The organism is Gulosibacter chungangensis (assembly GCF_008831155.1).
Classification (GTDB): Bacteria; Actinomycetota; Actinomycetes; order Actinomycetales; family Microbacteriaceae; genus Gulosibacter; species Gulosibacter chungangensis.
Map to the genome: position 1 here is coordinate 204,004 of NZ_WBKB01000001.1, position 17,122 is coordinate 221,125.

The following is a 17,122-nucleotide window of genomic DNA, read 5'->3' on the forward strand; positions in this document are numbered from 1 at the left end:
GCTGCTACAGTCACCTGCGATGGCCGTCCCTTTGCCGGGAACCTTCGTCGGAACGCGAATCGAAATACGCACACCGAGCACCAACGGTCTAAGGCTGTTGATCAGCCTAGGGCATTTAACCCGAGCTGCGCAAGCGATCAATCAGTCTCGCCCCAAGAATCAATCGGCGTGGAAAGCTCAGCGGTCATATCGTCAAGAAACCGGATCACGATTTCACGCTCAGTCGGCGTCAGTCGTGCCGCGGCATGAAATCGTCTGGCCTGCTGCTTACCCACTGTGGCCATCGCTGCACGTCGAGTCTCTGCCGTCACCGCAATAGCAAGCGCACGCCGGTCGATTGGATGCGGATCTCGACGAACGTGTCCCGCTCGCTCTAGCCGATCCAACATTTTCGTAGTCGAGGCACTCGAGATATTGAGATGCGAAGACAGCATGCTCGGGGTGGCAATTTTCTCGGTATTTCCGCACACAATCAGGAAATGGAGCGCCCGCATATCGGTGGCGTTCAACTTCATATATTCCAATGAAGCATCGGAAAGTCGCTGCTCAGCCTCACGCAGTCGCCCCATGGCACGCATGACCGCCCCGATTTGCGCAATCTCTTCGACACTGAATTCGCCACGCTCAATCAATTCACCTCGCGGGTCACTCGCGTTGAGGTCATAGACACTGAAACGCTCTGCACCCTCGGCCTCTAAATCTCCCATCACAACATCATAGCCAATCTCATATCGTGCTAGGGTTCTTACTAGCCAAGCTAAGGATTTTTCACAGTTAGGACGGTCCATGCCTACGAAGCCCAGCGCTAAGCACGCAGCCCCCGATTCTGAGCCATCACCGGGTTCGCCCTCTGACGCACCGAACCCACCAAAGAAACGTCGCTGGCTGCGGGTCCTCTTACCCGCCGTACTCATCTTGGTTTGGCTGGTCGGTGCCGCAATTGGTGGCCCTCTCTTCGGCCGGGTCGCCGAGGTTTCGTCGAACGATCAGACCACGTATCTTCCCGAGTCTGCAGATGCGACCCAAGTGCAAGAGCTACTCGGTGAGTTCAACGACTCAGAGTCGATCCCCGCGATCGTCGTCTTCGTCAGCGACGAGGCTTTGACTGAGACGCAGCTCGCCCAGATCAGCGAACAAGTGGCCGCGCTCGCTGACGCCGAGGGTGTTGAAGGCGAGGTCTCCCCCGCTATTCCTTCGGAAGACGGTCTCGCGATTCAGGCGTTCGTGCCGCTGAACAGCGACGGTGAAATCGCGGATGCGGTTGAGCAACTCACCGCGTCGCTGCGCGCAGACGTACCGGACGGTGTTGAGGTCTACGTTACCGGCCCTGCCGGTTTCACCGCCGACCTCGCCGCAGGCTTCGCGGGTATTGATGGGCTCTTGCTCCTCGTGGCACTTGGCGCTGTCTTTATCATTCTGATCCTTGTCTATCGCTCACTGCTCCTCCCCGTCGCAGTGCTATCCACCAGCCTCTTCGCACTCTGTGTCGCCCTCATGACCGTGTGGTGGCTCGCGAAAGCCGAAATCCTGATGCTCAGCGGCCAGACCCAGGGCATCCTCTTCATCCTCGTCATCGGTGCCGCGACCGACTATTCGCTGCTCTACGTCGCACGGTATCGCGAAGCGCTTCGCTCAACGCAAGACAAGTGGGCCGCAACGAAGGATGCGCTGCGAGGTTCGTTCGAGCCAATCCTGGCTTCGGGCGGAACCGTTATCGCGGGTCTTCTTTGCCTCCTGCTGAGCGACCTGAAGTCGAACAGCACGCTCGGCCCGGTCGCGTCGATCGGCATTATTTTCGCGATGCTCTCCGCACTTACTCTGCTTCCCGCGCTGCTGTTCGCGTTCGGTCGTGCCGCCTTCTGGCCGCGCCGTCCGAAGTACGAGCCAGAAATTGTCGCGGCAGAAGACGGCATTCCTAATAAGAAGGGCTTCTGGGTAGCGGTCGCCCGCCTCGTGCAGCGTCGCCCGCGCATGGTGTGGGTCCTGACGACCGGTGTTCTCCTTCTCGGTGCCCTCGCCGCGACGCAACTCAGCGCATCCGGAGTCCCGCAGTCAGAGCTCGTGCTCGGCGAATCGGAGGCTCGCGACGGGCAAACCTACCTCGGCGAGCATTTCCCCGAAGGTTCCGGCAGCCCCGCATACGTGGTGGTAGCTGAGGGTGAACTCGCAGAAGTCGCCGACATCCTGCTCGCTAACGAGGGCATCGACTCGGTCTCCGTGACCGCAGCAGATTCGCCAAGTGGCAGCGCTCCGGTCACCGCTGAGGGCATCCAGCCGCTGGGCCCTCCGGGAACTCCCGCGCCAGAACCCACCGTGGTCGATGGTGAAGTCCTCCTTCAGGCGACCCTCACCAACGCTCCCGACTCGAACGAGGCGGCGGACACTGTACGTGAGATCCGTGCGGAGCTTTCGGACACGCATCCGGATGCACCCGTCGGTGGCGTCACCGCGACTTCGATTGACACGAACGACGCTTCGGTCCACGACCGCAACCTGATCATCCCGATCGTGCTGGTTGTCATCACGCTGATTCTGATGATCCTGCTGCGCTCGATTCTCGCGCCTGTCCTGCTCATCCTGACCACAGTGCTTTCCTTCGGAACCGCGATGGGCGTCTCGGCGCTCGTATTCAACAACCTGTTTGATTTCCCCGGCGCCGACCCAGCGGTTCCGCTCTACGGGTTTGTGTTCCTCGTGGCACTCGGTATCGACTACAACATCTTCTTGATGACCCGAGTGCGCGAAGAATCCCTCAAGCACGGTACCCGTCAGGGCGTGCTCCGAGGCCTCACGATTACCGGTGGTGTCATCACGTCGGCAGGTCTCGTGCTCGCCGCGACCTTCGCAGCGCTGTCGGTCATCCCGATCCTGTTCCTCGTGCAGCTCGCGTTCATCGTCGCATTCGGTGTGCTGCTTGACACGTTCGTCGTCCGCACCCTGCTCGTCCCGGCGCTCGCGTACGACATTGGCAAGGCCATCTGGTGGCCCTCGAAGCTGTCGCGTCACGAGGTCGAAGGCGATGACCGCGAAACGGCCGGGCGCATCCTGGATGCCGATGACGAGCCGGCGCCCGACTCGAAACCGAAGCACGCTGTAGAGGCCTAAGTGCGCATCTGGTCACTCCACCCGAGCAGCCTGGACCGGGTCGGTCTCGTCGCCTGTTGGCGCGAAACCCTCCTGGCCCAGGCCGTGCTCGCGGATGCGACAAAGGGCTACCGAAATCATCCCCAGCTGCTGCGGTTTCGGCGTACGGAAAATCCGATCGGTGCGGTCGGGGTCTACCTGGCGGGGCTCGCGGAAGAAGCCACTCGGCGTGGCTATAAGTTCAATGCCAGCAAGATCATCTCGCGTGACTTCGATGACAAATTGACGGTCACGCAGGGGCAGCTCGACTACGAGTGGCAGCATCTCGGAGCGAAACTCGCGGTCCGAAGCCCCGAGGATGCGCTGCGCTGGCAGACGACGGCGGCCGCACCGCATCCGCTATTCACGGTCGTTCCTGGCGATATCGAAGGCTGGGAACGAACCTAATTCCGCCTTCGCCACGGTCGACCGGCGTCAGCTACTGACGTCGGTACACCGTGGTGTTGGCGCCGAGCCGCTTGAGCGGCTCGTTCGAGTTATCGCCCCGGATGCGCCGCTGACGCGTCCCGGTGATGTGGTTGACCTTGCGGTCATAGGCCTGCACGTTCACCATTTCGCTATTGGAATCGTGCTCGTATTTGAAGCGCTTGTCGTGGTTGCGGTAGCGACGCATCATGGCGCCGTAGAAAAGCACTCCGGATGCGGGGCCTAAGAACAAGAGGTAGAGGATTCCGTCGCCGTCACTCGAGGAATCGGCGAGGGTCGTGGTGTGCTGGGCCAGCTCCATGAGGCCCATCGCGAGATCAACTGACATCCTGCATCCTCCCTAGAAAGCCAGCCATGCGGCGGCAATCACACCACTGACAATCGTGCCGACAATCGAAATGGCGGTAGAGACGCCGATGAGGCGGCCCTTTCGCACCGGCACGCTTCCCATGGTCGCTCCCGTCCGGCCGTTCACCGCGACGTAGTGGGTGAAGGCGCGGTCGCCGCGCTGCTCGTAGTAACTGTAGAGCCACACCGGCACGTAGAGCGCGACCCAACGACTGCCGTGCACGACGAGTTGCTCTTTCTCCCAGCGCACACCGCGACCATACTTCCGGATGGTCTGGCCGGCACGCGCGCGGGCCACCGAAAGGATCTGCCCGTTCGCCTTGGGCTCGACCGCTTGCACGTCGAGGTCGCGCCGCTCCGAGGTGTAGCCGCGGAGATAATTCGCGTTGTACGAAACCGCCTGCTTCGTGTCGAAGGGCTGGATCGCGTTGATGACGTTATTGGTGTTGAGGTCGGTGTCGAAGTTTGAGCGCTGCTGTGAGGACTCAATCAGGATGTCGTCCACGTAGAGGTCGAACTTGCGGCCGATCTGATACACGTCGGCGTCGTAGACCGTGTATTTGTTGTCGCCAGAACCGCGGGTGTATTGGCGGGTTTGCACCTCGCCGGTGCCGTTGAGCTCGATCTCCGCATTCGCATCCATCGTCAGATACGGCATGTAGACGCCGACCACTTCCTCGGGTGCGAATTCCTTTACAAACTGCGGGTGCGCGAAGAACTTTCGTTTCGTCACGAACTCGCGAATGTTCTCGATCGCCTTATCTTTCGGCAGTGAGAAGGGCAGCACCCCGTCGGGCACCGCGCCGTTTGGCACCTGCTGGTTCACCGACAGATTATTGCGGCACCAGTGGCAGCGAGCGCTCATCGCCTCATTCGTGTTGACCACGACATCGGCGCCGCAGGCCCCGCATTTCAGTGTGAGGACATCGTCAGTTGATTCCTGAATTCGGGTTGCACCGGAACCCATGTGGATCCCATGGAGTTCCGAGATCGCCGACTCGAAGCCAAACTTCTCATCGATCGTCTTTTCGTTCCACTCATAGCGGCAGAACTGGCAGATCAGGGTGCCCTCAGAGACCCGCAGCACGATCTCTGTCGAGCCACACTTGGGACACTTATCGAGCCCGTCGCCTTTGCCCGTCGAGGTGTCAACGATATTGATCGTCGGACCCTCGGTCGCCGCGACCGGTTCGGATGAATTGGCAGCGGCTGAGGCCGGATTCGGGTTGGTTGTCTGGCCCGCTCCCGGAGGGGTCGGCTGTTGGCCGGGATGCTGGGGATCTTGGTACTGCTGGTCGGGGTGCTGGCTGCCCTGTTGCGATGGTGCGGTCGGTTGGTGCTGGCCGTAGCCAGGCGTCGGCGCGCCATATTGGTTCGGCGGCTGCTGGCTGCCCTGCTGACTGCCGTAGGCATCTTGCGAGTAATTACCCTGCGCATCCCGACGCTTGCTTCGCTCATTGCGCTGGGATGCGGAGAAGTCATTGCCGAGGAATGAGTTCAAACCGTCCTGCGCATCCTTAGGCAGATTCGACTTGATCGAATTAAAAATTTCGCGACCGATGTCGCCCCCGAACGGAAAATTTCCCGCCATGACCCCTCCGTACGTACCAGACTGACTACTGTGCATCCCCCTGGCTCGAGACTCAAAATTGCCTGACTCGAACCAGCGTGACCCAGCTTTTAGCCGAGACCGAGCGCGCGATTCTTCGCGGCGTCGTAGTCCTCCTGCGTGATGAGGCCCTGGTCGAGCATCTGCTTGAACTTAGCGAGCTGTGCGACTGGGTCCTCGGGTGCCTGTTGCGGAGGCTGCTGCTGTTGCGGGGCCTGCTGCTGCGGAGGCTGCTGCCCCTGCTGGTAGCCCTGCTGCTGTTGTTGCTGGCCCTGGAACGGGTTTTGGTAGGGCGCGGGCTGGTTCGGGTTCTGCTGGAAGTTCACGGCACCCCCGGCAGCGCCCACACCCATTCCCATCATCGCGATGCCCTGGCCGCCCGAGTTCTCGCCGGCGGCTTCGAAGCCGCGAGCCATGGACTGCTGCAGGAACGACTGGCCACGCGAGCCGGACAACGCATCCGCCTTCTGCGCATCCGCGAGGAGCTTCTTCGTTGTCTCGTCGTACTCGATCGCCTGAATCGCCGTCTTCACGATTGCGAGCCCGCGATCGGATGACCACTGGTATCCTTGCTCGACCGCGGCCGACAGCGACTGCGCGAATCCGAGGGCGTCGCCCTGGATGCGCGCCATGCGGTTGCCCTTATTCGGGTCGTTCGTGTAGTTCGAGAACGCCGGAGCGAGGGAAGAGACGACTTCGTTGAACAGCTGTGCGCCGGCAGGGTTGTCGACATCGCTGAAGTCGAAAATCGCTGGCGAGGCGCTGATGTAGTTGGCCGGCACAAAATTGCGCACGAAGAGGATGGGGTCGACGATCCGCAGCGTGTAGGTACCGCGAGTGATCGCCGCGACCTGCGTGCCGAGGTAGGCGTCGTCCCAGTAAATTTCCGACTGGGTACCGAAGCGGTTATTCGGGATTTCCTTGAGGTTGACGTAGAACGCGAGCTGCTGAGTGCTCGGGCGGCCGCCGAACTTGAAGCGTTCCCACGAGGTGATGACGGTGGATGAGAGCAGTCCCCCGCCGGTGAAGATCGACTTCGAGTCCTGGCTGTCCGATTCGAAGATGAAGCCGCCGGGCTCTGCCACGAGGCCCGTGATTTGGCCATCCTGGATCGTGATCAGCCCCATGCCCTCGGGGACGACGATCTTCGAGCCGTTGGTGATGACGTGCTGCGAGCCCTTGGTGTTCGAGCCGCGGCCCGCGTTCGTACCGGAGGTGACTGCGGGAAAAATTGCGGCCGTCGGCGGAACGTTCCGCGGCGGCTCGAGGAAGTCAATCCACTGGTCTGCGAACATGCCGCCGATTGCACCGGCAAATGCTTTGATGAAGCCCATCAGTTCCCCTTGTCTCGAGTGAGGCACAGCGTACGAGTGTGGCTCAGCGTAATTGAGCCGGCCGAATAGAGTCTGTAGACAGGGGCGATTCTGTGCCCGGTCATCCTCAAGTTGCGCGCGATCATTCTTGAGCCTGACGGTGCCTTGAAAAGTGCGAGACTGGTTCTCATGCGTAATGGTTACTCCGCCGCCCAGATTCGCGAGGCCGAAGCCCCCTTCCTCGAGCGGGGTGTACCGCTGATGATTCGCGCGGCGCAGTCCCTTGCCGAGCACGTCACGAGTATCCTGCCTGCTCCTTCCGAGTCGCGTGTGCTGGTGCTCGCAGGCCCCGGTGACAACGGCGGCGACGCCGCCTATGCGGCGTCATTCATCGCGAATGCTGGCGTGAAGGTACAGGTCGTTGCGGTTTCGGGTCGCCTGCACGAGGCAGCCGAGGCGGCAGCACGCGATGAGGGCGCGGAGATCCTGTTGGATGCACCCCCAGAGTCAGCCGCGGCATTAGTTGCGGGTGCGGACGTGGTGTTGGATGGCGTGCTCGGGATCGGTAACGGTGGCGCGGCGGCAGGCGGTACGCCCGCACTTCGCGACCCGGCCCGCGCGTTCGTCGTCGCGGTCAAGGAAGCCATCGCATCCGCCCCTGACCCCGCGCCAATCGTTATCGCGGTCGATATGCCCTCGGGAATCGACCCCGACGATGGTTCGGTACCCGACCCGGATGCGGTGATCAAGGCCCAGCTCACCGTCACCTTCATCGGGGTGAAGGCCGGGTTGCTGCTTGAGCCTGCAGCTTCCCTGTCCGGCAAGGTTTGGCTTGAGCCGCTCGGCGCCTCGCAGGGGCTGCTGCGGGTGCGGCCGGAAGTGTCGCTGCCCTAGCGAAAAAATGAATGAGCTCACACTTCTGTGCGATTTTCGAAGTGAAGAAAGCGCCATCTAGCTGCCGCTAGATTTTTTGCAGGTTGTGCAGTTTTCGCTTCTTTCCACTTTGTCGCTGGCCGCTCATAGTATTCACACATGACTGAAACTCTCTCAGCCGACGATGTAGAACCGGATATTACGTCGTCTAGTAGGCACGACATGTCGGCTCTGCAAAGTAACCTCAGCCCTGAAATTATTGCGGCGCAAACCGTCGGCCTCTCTTCTTTAGAGATTGCGGAGCTCATTCAAGCCTTGCAACAGCAACAGATTCGCGCTGTAGCAGCAGAGAGAGCTACGAGTGCTGTAGCTGCAATGCCGCTTGATCTTGGATTGTTCGACTGGCAGCGTGAAGCCTTAGACAAGTGGAAGTCAGCTGGAAAAATTGGAGTCGTTGAGGCGGTAACGGGGACCGGCAAGACACGTGTCGGCCTCGCCGCCATCCAAGAGGCAAGGGCTCACGGATTCCGAGCCGTTGTCTATGTCCCGTCTTTGGCGCTACAGCGTCAGTGGATAGAACAGATTGAATCGCTTCTCCCCGACCTCCGAGTTATCGGTCAAGCCGATCCACGCACTGAATCGGATTGGGATGTCACAGTCATCACTATCCAGACAGCGATTCGACGAAAGATTCTTCCCGCAAATGAACAAGCGCTCCTCGTTGCTGATGAGTGTCACCGATATGGGGCACCCCAGTTTCAAAAAGGTCTCCGCTTGGATTCCTTCCCGATTCGTCTTGGGCTTAGCGCAACTCGAACACGGGGTGACTCCGGCGATGCTGCCATTGAAGAATTCTTTGAGCAAACCTGTTTCAACCTTGACTATGAGCGCGCGGTCAAAGACGAGCTAATTGCGCCCTTCAAGGTCGCGTTTGTGCGGGTACCCTTCACGCCCAGGGAACGAGAGGCGTATGAGCTATTCAGCAACGAAATGCGTGATGTTCGAAGCAAGCTCCTCGACACAGTGCCAGCCGAGCCTTTGGGTGAATTCATGTCAGCTGTACAGCGACTTGCCAATGATCGTGCACATCGCAAGAGCGGTTTGGCACGTTGGTACCTCAAGCGATTCAGCGACCGCCGAAACCTCTTGGCTTCAAGCGAACAAAAGCAACATGCTTTACGTGCGCTAACACCAGTAGTTGCTGCTTCCAATGGAACGCTCGTCTTCACCCAGACAAAATCGTCAGCCGAGTCCGCTGCACAGATATTGAGCGAAGAGGGCGTCTCGAGTGCAGCTGTCGACTCCGGCGTGGAATCTGACGACCGAGTGGAAGTCATTCGCTTGCTGGGGGCGGGGCAGATGAAAGCGCTCGCAGCACCGACGCTTCTCGACGAAGGCATTGACTTGCCCAACGTCGATCTGGGAATCGTAGTTTCCGCTACGCATCAGCGTCGACAAATGATTCAACGGTTTGGGCGCGTCCTCAGGAAAAAATCGGACGGCTCGACTGCAAAATTTGTGATTTTTGTACTGGCCGGTTCATCGGAAGACCCAAGCTCGATAACTCACGAGCCCACATTGGCCGACGAACTTCGATCACTCGCAGAAGCAGCGGAGAACTTCGACCTCAGTATCGAAAATGAGCTCGGACGTCTCGTATCGTTCCTTGAGCCGGGAATCGACCCACAATCAATCACCAGCTTCGACGAAATAGCCACGAATAATTCAGATGAACCTGAAGCAGAGGACGATGCCCCAGACGCCGATGATGGCTCCATTTTCGTTCCTAACAATGTTCCCCAGATTGACGACGAATCGATTGAGTCGCCGGGTTCCACAGCTGGTCCGATCGACTCATCGACAGGGCCGTTCTACGAACGTGTTGTCATACGACGTGTCAGCGGCACCGCAGAAGATCCTTCACGGTTCCCGGAAATCGCCGGCCCAGGCGACGACGGCGACAAGTACTACCAAAATGACATCCGCAAAAATGCAGTGCTCTCCAGGGAAGAAGAGCGGACCCTTATGGAACGTATCCGCGCAGGGGAGGCCGCTGGCGTACGTATCAAGAATAACGAGGCGAAAACCCGCGCTGAACGCAAGGCGTGGGAAAAGCTCGTGCGTGTGGGGGATGAAGCCCGCACATATTTTATCGTATCAAATCTCAGATTAGTTAAGTCGATTGCGCTATCAAAGTACCCACAGGCCAAACGTCTTGAATTGATGGATCTGATTCAAGAGGGAAACATCGGACTTCTACGGGCAATTGAGAAATTTGACCACACTCGCGGTACGAAATTTTCTACTTATGCAACTTACTGGATCCGACAGTCCATAGACCGAGGTGTCGATAATACTGACCGGCTAATTCGTCTGCCCGTCCACGTCGTAGGCGCTGTCCGGAAGATTGAGCAAGCCAAGAAAAATCTCCGACGCGAGCATGGCCGGGAAGCATCCATAGCTGAGCTCGCAGAAACGACTGAACTCTCCCAAGAGAAGGTCCTTCAATCGCTCAAAGCTGAGTGGCGAATCGATCCCCTCGATTCGATACCGTCAAATCTGGTAGATGACGAACAGAGCATGTTCGAGGAGGCCATCGAATCTCGCGATATTGATGCACGATTCAGAGCAGCGATGGACTGGCTCCTCGACAAACGCGAAATAAAGATCCTGAAGATGCGATACGGAATCGATACCGTAGACGGTAAAGGCCGAACCCTTGACCAAATCGGTGTGGAGTTTGGAGTTACTCGGGAACGAATCCGGCAAATTGAACGAGACTCGATGACGAAGCTCCGAGACGCTCTTCCGGATTTCCTTGCAAATGGAGGGGGTCGTGACTTGAGCGAACCTCAACTGCACGATGCTGTCCTGAGACCGGGAAAAAGGCATTCCGGTATGAGTCCACGACCGCTGGACGCTCGGCCATCACTTGAAAAAAGTCACGCTGCTGGTAAGCCGATCACGGGTTTCGGCGATCCTGTCTTGCCTTCAGCGACCCTTCCTGCACCCCAACCAGAATCAGAACTCTCTGCAAACGAGATCAGAGACGTCATTGAACTATTAGAACTGGTAAGAGAAGGCGACTCCGCGGCAAAGAGCTTGAACGAGCGCGATTCGTGGACACCTACTGAGCACAAGAATCTCACCGACTTGGACCGTAGTGGTAAGTATGCTCGTGCCGAACTGGTGTCCAGGGGCCTTATCCAGGAAAGCTCATCACCCGGCGACCTCAATGAAATACTCACCATGGTGAAGGAGAGCGGTGACCAAAGCTACACTCGCCCGGCTCGCGACCAATCTGTAACCTCCAACCACCTGGAATCCAAGAGTGGCAAGAAGAGGAAAAGGACGTCACTGCAAATCAACCTGAGTGCCGCCATTACGAAGAACTGGCCTCAACGAGACTAATCTCTCGTGGGGACTTGATCATTGCAAGGGCATGTCATTCCAAGCGGCGGATTGGGAATGACCATTCCGAGGCCTCACACTCGGCGTCTCTTAGCGCTAAGCCCCATGGTGCACGCGCGCGAGGACCTCATCGGCGAGCTTCACGAGCTTTTCGATCTCGGCGTCATCGCGGTCAATCCAGACAAACTTCGGTTCGGGATCCTGCACGACAAAGTTCTCGTGGCGCTCCCACACGAACAGGGTGCGCTGCGCGCCCAGCACATACTGCTGCCACCAGACCTGTCGCAGGTAGTTCCGCGGGATGCGTTTCCAGGTCTTATTGACCGTCTTAATCTCGGCGAGCACCACTTCCTCGCCCCATTCGGCGAGACCATCCGGAGTGGCAAGGTGACGAGGGTTACCTTCCGAACGGAATAGCAGCCCGCAGCTTGCGATGCCGTGTTCCCGGTGCATCCAGTCGGCGATCACTGGCTCCCGCTGCCGACCGAAGTCGGTGAAGGCATTGCCGCTGAAGGAGCTGCCGTAAATCTTGTCGGCGGCCACCGCCTTGACTGAGGTCGGCGTCGCCAACCGCGCGGCGTCAGTCGCGGTGATACCCCGCCGGCGCTCCGCGAGCCAATTATCTCGGTCTTCTGAGGAACAGACGATGCGGGATGCCACCGGGCCCTTGGGGCGCGAGTTCCGCAGTTCTTCCAGGATGCCGGACTTCCACACTGTTCCTTCGACCGGCAGGCTCGGGGCCATTGCTGGCCGCGTTTGCCGTACGACATAGGTTTCGAAGGACTCGGTGCGTCGCTTCATTTCCTCCGGCTCAGCCGCCTTGAGTTCAGCGAGCGCGAGGGGCCCAAAATCCTCCGCAGATACTCGAGAGTCAGGCTGCTGCGCAGTCGTCGGACGGAAATACACCATCTGCCCATTGTGCCAGCAGCCGACGACACCCGAAGCCGGCGTCAACGGCGATTAGAAAATCTTCGTGGGTTCCGAAAGTGGCTGGTCCACCGGCACCTCGCCGATTTCCGGCGTCGGCGCATCCGCCATGGACTCGATAATGGTCGTCGGCACGGTCACCGCTAACGCTCCGTATACGACCGCCTTGCCGAGGCCAGCACGCAGCGAAAGCTCCGGCAGACTCCCGAAATCAGCTCGTCCGCCCAACTGTCCCGGCCCAAGTATCGAGTGGCCGACGAATCCGGCGAGGGATGCATCCCCTGCCCCGGTGGTATTGACCACCTCATCGACATCGGCGAAGGCCCAAATCGCCTGATCCTTCGACACCGCAATCGCCCCATCGCCACCCATCGAGGCGAGGACCACCTCGAGATCGCAGGTTTTGATGACCTCACGGCTCGCCTCGAGCACGTCCCCGACGGTGTGCAGTTCGCGGTTCACGAGCGTCGCGAGCTCATCAGCATTGGGCTTGATGAGGTTCACCAGCCCCGAACGCGCCCACTTCTCCAGCGAAGCGCCGGACGAGTCAAAGGCCACGCGAGTGCCAAGGCGACGGGCCTCGGTGAAGAGCCGGGTGAAGTCCACCCGCTGATCGTTTTCGGGATGCCGCGGTACCGAACCCGACACCACCAGCCAGTCGGCGTGCAACGATTCGATCTCGCTGATCGTCATATCCACGACCGCTTCCCAATCACGCTGCGGAATCGGTACCGCCTGCTGGTTCACGTTCGTGGTCCGGCCGCTTTTTTCGAGCACGGCCGTGTTGACACGCATCCGGCCCGGGATCGGCAGGATGCGCAAAATCTGCGGGTACGGCGTGCGGAAAAGCAGGTGCTCATCCTCGCGACCGATCGGCAACACCGCCGAGGTGGCGATATTGGCGACACGGAGCGTCCGGGACACGTTGATGCCCTTCCCCGAGAGGAACTCGTGAATCTCGGTAGCGCGGTTGACCTTCCCCGCGTCGAATGCATCCACAAAATAGGTGCGGTCGATCACCGGGGCGGGAGTTAGCGAGACTACTGCGGGCATGTGGGCTCCTTCCGAGGGACCCTATAACGCTACCGCGCCGCCGTGAACAAATCTGAATCCCAGGCGTCCGCGCCTACCCGCCCGCGCATCCACGTCATCTTGCGCCCGACATGCAAAACTTTCTCCATGACTGATCTGATGCGCGCATGTCTTGTTTCTGAGTTCGGTGGCCCGGAGGTACTGCAGTTCGGCGAGGCGCCCCGGCCGTATATCGCCAATAGCGACACGCTCGTGCGGGTGAAGGCCGCAGGGGTGAATCCCATCGACGTGAAGACACGTTCGGGGAAGGGCGTTTCGCGGTTTGTGGATCGGTTCCCGTGGATTCCGGGGAATGAATTCGCCGGAATCGTTGAGGAGGCGCCCTATGAGCTCGCTCCCTTCCAGCCCGGTGACGAGGTGTTCGGGATGCTGCTGACCCCGCACTATCAAGGTTCCTTTGCCGAATACGTTTCGGTCCCGTTTATGTCGCTCGCGAAGAAGCCCAAGTCAATGTCCTGGGCACAGGCCGGTGCCACTCCCCTCGCCGCGCTGACTGCCTGGGCCGGGGTGGTCGATGCGGCCCGGGTGCACACCGGCCAGCGGATGCTCATCCACGCGGGTGCCGGTGGTGTCGGCCACTTCGCGGTGCAGTTGGCGCATTTCTACGGTGCGTATGTGATCGCGACCGCCTCGGAGCGGAATCTGGAGTTCCTGCGCGAGCTCGGTGCGGATGAGGTGATCGACTATCGCAATCGACGCTTTGAAGAGGCGATCACCGAGCCTGTGGATGTCGTGCTCGATTTGATCGGGAATGTCGCCGCGAATACCGGGTCACGTTCGCTTCAGGTGCTTCGCGACGGCGGATTGATTATTAATGTGCCAACCGGTTCCTGGCCCGAAATGCACGAGGAAGTTGCCGCGACAAACCGCTCGCTGCAAGCATCCACGTTGAAGCTTTCCCCGGAGGGCCGCATTCTTACGACGATCGCGCAGCTTGCCGATCAGGGTGACCTGCGCTGCCACCTGGATGCGACGCTGCCGCTCGAAGAACTCGCGCAGGCTCACGAGCTGATCGCCGACGGCCACGTGCGCGGGAAGATCGCGGTGGAAATCGGCTAATTATGAGTGGGCGTGCTCGCTGCGAGTCGGGCTGCAGACCCGCAGCGGGCAAACGTCCCGGTAGGCACGCAAACTTTCGGGAAATGCTTATCGCCCCCGTCCCGGGTTCGGGATGGGGGCGACTGTTCGCTAGTCTCGCCCGGCGCCTGCTCAGGTACTCCTGAGGCCCGGCCAGGGACTTGCGGGATTTCCATATGCTCCACTCGGCAACGCTGCTGACTGGAGATGGGCGAGAGAAGCATCCTTTGCTTTTCCCACTCACATCCTTGTTCCCCTCTGGTGAGGTTCACGGAAGTTACCTTATCCCCGATTGGTCACGCGAACCTGAGAATCGTGACGCTATTTGACACATTGTGCGGTGTCGGGGCCGTATATTCGCGGAACTGCGAGTAATCCTCTCGAAAACCTGCCGGTGACTGCACGCTTCTCTCCAAACTCGTCACCGGATGCACATCCAACCAGCCAAAACTACAACCAGTGACGAGTTAGCGAATTTGATGGCGGTAGTGTGCGAGCACGGTGGGAGCGAGGGGTTGGCGTTGGGCGCAGTGGGCGCGTACGGGGCGGTGGGTCGGCAGACGCAGCGAGGCCCCGCATCCGACACGGGATGCGGGGCCTCGCGAAGTTAGAGCGCTAGGGCTGTAGCCAGCTGCTTAGAGCGCCGAAACGTCGAGCGGGATCGACGGACCGAAGGTGGTCGAAACAGCAGCCTTCTGCACGTAGCGACCCTTGGCCGACGACGGGCGGAGGCGGATGACCTCTTCGATGGCAGCTTCGAGGTTCTGCACGAGCTGTTCAGCCGAGAACGATGCCTTACCAGCGATGAAGTGCAGGTTGGCGTGCTTGTCCACGCGGAACTCGATCTTACCGCCCTTAATGTCGGTAACAGCCTTGGCTGCGTCCGGGGTAACGGTACCGGTCTTCGGGTTCGGCATCAGGCCGCGGGGACCGAGGACCTTACCGAGACGACCGACCTTACCCATCATGTCGGGGGTAGCAACGGCCGAGTCGAAGTCGGTCCAACCGTCGGCAACCTTCGCGATGAGTTCGTCCGAACCGACCTCGTCTGCGCCAGCTTCGAGAGCTGCCTCTGCCGCGGGGCCCTGTGCGAACACGATAACGCGAGCGGTCTTACCGGTGCCATTGGGGAGGCTCACGGTACCGCGAACCATCTGGTCTGCCTTGCGGGGGTCAACAGCGAGGCGCATTGCGACCTCAACGGTGCTGTCGAACTTCTGCGAAGCGGTCTCCTTCGCGAGGGCTGCTGCCTCGGCGACGGTGTAGACCTTGCCCGCCTCAATCTTCTCTGCCGCGGCGCGGTACGCCTTGGACTTCTGTGCCATGTTGTGCTCCTTACGAGAGTGTGCGGTTGACGAGCTTGGCCAGCTCTCCCGCGGAATAATTCATGCGTCGCTCCCGAAGCCGCATGCTTCGGAATGAGTCGACGAAGTGGCCCGGGTGCTTAGGCGCCCGTAACCTCGATGCCCATCGAACGAGCGGTACCGGCGATGATCTTCGCGCCAGCCTCGATGTCGTTCGCGTTGAGGTCAGCCTTCTTCGTCTCAGCGATCTCGCGGCACTGGTCGAGCGTCATCTTGCCGACCTTGTTGGTGTGGGGCACACCGGAGCCCTTCTTGACGCCAGCAGCCTTCTTGATGAGTTCTGCGGCGGGAGGGGTCTTGAGTACGAACGTGAACGAGCGGTCCTCGTACACGGTGATCTCGACCGGAACCACGTTGCCACGCTGCGACTCGGTAGCCGCGTTGTAGGCCTTGCAGAACTCCATGATGTTCACGCCGTGCTGACCCAGCGCCGGACCAACCGGGGGTGCGGGGTTCGCGGCGCCAGCCTGGATCTGCAGCTTGATCAGACCCGTGACCTTCTTCTTCGGTGCCATGTGTTTTCCTTCTTTCGTGCGAGCTTGTGGGTTGCGGCCCACGCGCTCTCCCGGGAGCCCGGCCGTTCCGGGTTCCGGTGGTATTTGGTGATCAGCTAGAGCTTCGAGACCTGGTCAAACGCGAGTTCAACCGGGGTCTCGCGGCCGAAGAGCGAGACCAGAGCCGTGAGCTTGCCGCTGACGGGATTGATTTCGCTGATCGACCCGGTGAGGCCCTCGAAGGAGCCTTCCTTGATCGTGATGGTCTCGCCGATCTCGTAGTCGACTTCGGCGACGGGAGCCTTACCGGCTCCGCCTTCGGCCTTCTTGCTTTCAGCCGCGGAGGCTTCTGGCACGTCGACAAGACTCTTAAGCATGTCAAATGCTTCCTTGAAACGCAACGGGGTCGGGTTGTGGGCGTTACCCACGAAGCCGGTCACGCCCGGGGTGTGGCGAACCACTGACCAGGTGTCCTCGTTGAGCTCCATGCGCACGAGCACGTAGCCCGGGATGCGCACGCGGGTGACCATCTTGCGCTGGCCGTTCTTGATCTCCACGACGTCTTCCATGGGGACCTGCACCTCGTAGATGTAGTCCTCAACGTCCATGGTCTGCGCGCGCTGGTTCAGGTTGTCGCGCACCTTGCGCTCAAACCCGGCGTAGGTGTGGATGACGTACCACTTACCGGGCTTGAGGCGCAGTTCCATCTTGAACTCGGCGTAGGGGTCGACTTCTTCGACTTCGCTTTCATCTTCGGTTGCGGCAGCCTGTGCCGCGGCTTCCTCAGAGGTGTCGATGTCGAGCACGTCATTGACGAATGCGTCAACTTCGGGGTCCGAAACCTCGCTGGTGATGTCAGCCTCGTCGCTGTCGTCGTCGTACTTGGCGTCAGCCTGCTCGATGATCGAGTCGGCGTCCACATCTTCGACGTAGTCACCTTCCTGTGCTTCGTGCACTTCCGAGTCTTGTTCCTCAGCGGCACTGAACAGGTCGTTGGGGTCGGAAAGATTGCGGTCTTCAGCCATTGTGAGTTCGCTCGCTTTT

General features: G+C 60.0%; 14 protein-coding genes. 5 read left to right on the top strand and 9 right to left on the bottom strand.

Going from position 1 to position 17,122, the window contains the following annotated elements; all coding sequences use genetic code 11:
• Positions 1-137: 137 nt before the first annotated feature.
• On the bottom strand, positions 138-707 hold the full coding sequence (locus F8O05_RS00905) for a MarR family winged helix-turn-helix transcriptional regulator (protein ID WP_158050877.1): 570 nt from the start codon (positions 705-707) through the stop codon (positions 138-140).
• Between the two features lie 79 nt (positions 708-786).
• Between F8O05_RS00905 and F8O05_RS00910 the strand changes: the two genes are divergently transcribed.
• On the top strand, positions 787-3,105 hold the full coding sequence (locus F8O05_RS00910; RefSeq protein WP_158050878.1) for an MMPL family transporter: 2,319 nt from the start codon (positions 787-789) through the stop codon (positions 3,103-3,105).
• Positions 3,106-3,531, top strand: a complete 426-nt coding sequence (locus tag F8O05_RS00915) for a pyrimidine dimer DNA glycosylase/endonuclease V (RefSeq protein WP_158050879.1) — start codon at positions 3,106-3,108, stop codon at positions 3,529-3,531.
• A gap of 31 nt (positions 3,532-3,562) precedes the next feature.
• On the opposite strand, the gene F8O05_RS00920 is transcribed toward F8O05_RS00915, so the two are convergent.
• The 3 genes from F8O05_RS00920 to F8O05_RS00930 form a co-directional block, all read right to left on the bottom strand.
• On the bottom strand, positions 3,563-3,898 hold the full coding sequence (locus F8O05_RS00920; RefSeq protein ID WP_158050880.1) for a hypothetical protein: 336 nt from the start codon (positions 3,896-3,898) through the stop codon (positions 3,563-3,565).
• 12 nt (positions 3,899-3,910) lie between these two features.
• Positions 3,911-5,509: a TFIIB-type zinc ribbon-containing protein gene (locus F8O05_RS00925; RefSeq protein ID WP_225735658.1), complete on the bottom strand. Its 1,599-nt coding sequence runs from the start codon at positions 5,507-5,509 to the stop codon at positions 3,911-3,913.
• 89 nt (positions 5,510-5,598) lie between these two features.
• Entirely contained in the window at positions 5,599-6,861 is a 1,263-nt protein-coding gene (locus F8O05_RS00930) for an SPFH domain-containing protein (RefSeq protein WP_158050881.1), read from the bottom strand.
• A 168-nt stretch (positions 6,862-7,029) separates the two neighbouring features.
• Here F8O05_RS00930 and F8O05_RS00935 point away from each other — a divergent pair, with 168 nt between their 5' ends.
• Entirely contained in the window at positions 7,030-7,734 is a 705-nt protein-coding gene (locus F8O05_RS00935) for an NAD(P)H-hydrate epimerase (protein ID WP_158050882.1), read from the top strand.
• A 138-nt stretch (positions 7,735-7,872) separates the two neighbouring features.
• Positions 7,873-11,124 (top strand): sigma-70 family RNA polymerase sigma factor, encoded by a 3,252-nt coding sequence (locus F8O05_RS00940; protein WP_158050883.1) that lies wholly within the window; start codon positions 7,873-7,875, stop codon positions 11,122-11,124.
• 96 nt (positions 11,125-11,220) lie between these two features.
• On the opposite strand, the gene F8O05_RS00945 is transcribed toward F8O05_RS00940, so the two are convergent.
• Together F8O05_RS00945 and F8O05_RS00950 are read right to left on the bottom strand one after the other, a co-directional pair.
• The gene (locus tag F8O05_RS00945; RefSeq protein ID WP_225735659.1) at positions 11,221-12,033 is read right to left on the bottom strand and encodes a YqaJ viral recombinase family protein; all 813 of its coding nucleotides are present in this window, start codon (positions 12,031-12,033) and stop codon (positions 11,221-11,223) included.
• Between the two features lie 51 nt (positions 12,034-12,084).
• Positions 12,085-13,104 (bottom strand): 1-phosphofructokinase family hexose kinase, encoded by a 1,020-nt coding sequence (locus tag F8O05_RS00950; protein WP_158050884.1) that lies wholly within the window; start codon positions 13,102-13,104, stop codon positions 12,085-12,087.
• A gap of 126 nt (positions 13,105-13,230) precedes the next feature.
• On the opposite strand from F8O05_RS00950, the gene F8O05_RS00955 reads away from it, so the two are divergent.
• Positions 13,231-14,202 (top strand): NADP-dependent oxidoreductase, encoded by a 972-nt coding sequence (locus F8O05_RS00955; protein ID WP_158050885.1) that lies wholly within the window; start codon positions 13,231-13,233, stop codon positions 14,200-14,202.
• A 653-nt stretch (positions 14,203-14,855) separates the two neighbouring features.
• On the opposite strand, the gene rplA is transcribed toward F8O05_RS00955, so the two are convergent.
• From rplA to nusG, 3 genes are all read right to left on the bottom strand, one after another.
• Positions 14,856-15,545, bottom strand: coding sequence for a 50S ribosomal protein L1 (rplA, locus tag F8O05_RS00960; RefSeq protein WP_158050886.1), 690 nt, complete (start codon positions 15,543-15,545; stop codon positions 14,856-14,858).
• A gap of 119 nt (positions 15,546-15,664) precedes the next feature.
• Entirely contained in the window at positions 15,665-16,099 is a 435-nt protein-coding gene (rplK, locus tag F8O05_RS00965) for a 50S ribosomal protein L11 (RefSeq protein ID WP_158050887.1), read from the bottom strand.
• A 95-nt stretch (positions 16,100-16,194) separates the two neighbouring features.
• Positions 16,195-17,103 carry a transcription termination/antitermination protein NusG gene (gene nusG, locus F8O05_RS00970; RefSeq protein WP_158050888.1) on the bottom strand — a complete coding sequence of 303 codons (909 nt, stop codon included), beginning with the start codon at positions 17,101-17,103 and terminating at the stop codon, positions 16,195-16,197.
• Between the last annotated feature and the right edge of the window lie 19 nt (positions 17,104-17,122).